This is a genomic window from Pseudomonas sp. P5_B3, from assembly GCF_056400405.1.
In genome coordinates, this window is record NZ_JBFULI010000133.1 from 1 (window position 1) to 737 (window position 737).

At 55.4% G+C, this 737-nt stretch carries 1 protein-coding gene; it reads right to left on the reverse strand.

Annotated elements, in window-relative coordinates:
* On the reverse strand, window positions 1-657 hold a 657-nt coding region (locus tag AC1DRN_RS29940), incomplete at its 3' end, for an IS110 family RNA-guided transposase (RefSeq protein WP_458238504.1).
* Between the last annotated feature and the right edge of the window lie 80 nt (window positions 658-737).

Consider the following 737-nt stretch of genomic DNA (forward strand, 5'->3'; position numbering starts at 1 on the left):
GCCGACACAGGGCAGAGTCATCAAGCGAGTCGCCAGATCATCTTCAGCGGCCTGGCATTCCACGTCCTTATCCAGCGACTTGATCTCCTCCTCCACATGCTTGAAGTGTCGATACAGTCTCATCAGATTTTTTTTGTACGGCTCAGAAATTGAACTCGCCTCAAGCAGCTCCGGTAGCGCGTTGATCGACTTGAAGCCCGGGGCCAGGCTCACGCCAACTTCGAGAAGCGCGGCGTGAATCCGATTGACGGTTGCGGTGCGATCCTTGATGAACGAGTCTCGGGTGGAGTTCAGCATGGCTAGCACTTGTTGGGCCTGAGTTTTTACCGGTACAAAACGCATCGCCGGACGAGTCGCGGCTTCGCAGATCGCCTCGGCATCGGCGAAGTCATTTTTGTTGCTTTTCACGTAGGGACGCACGAGATGAGGCGCGATGAGTCTGGCCGTATGCCCTAACTTGGCGGCCTCCTGTGCCATGAAGTGGGCGCCGCCACAGGCTTCCATCACGATGGTGCAGGGCTCGAGATTTGCCAGGTGCTGCATGAGCGTTACCCGATTGAATTTTTTTCGGTACAGCTCGTGACCACGATCATCCTGTGCATGTAGATGAAAGGTGTGTTTTCCCAGATCGATGGCGGCAATAGCTACTTTGCTCATGGCAATGATCTCCGATAAGCCCCCTGTGAAAGCTTAGTGGTCGATCACAGGGGGCGGCGGGGGTAGCCATTTCATTAGGG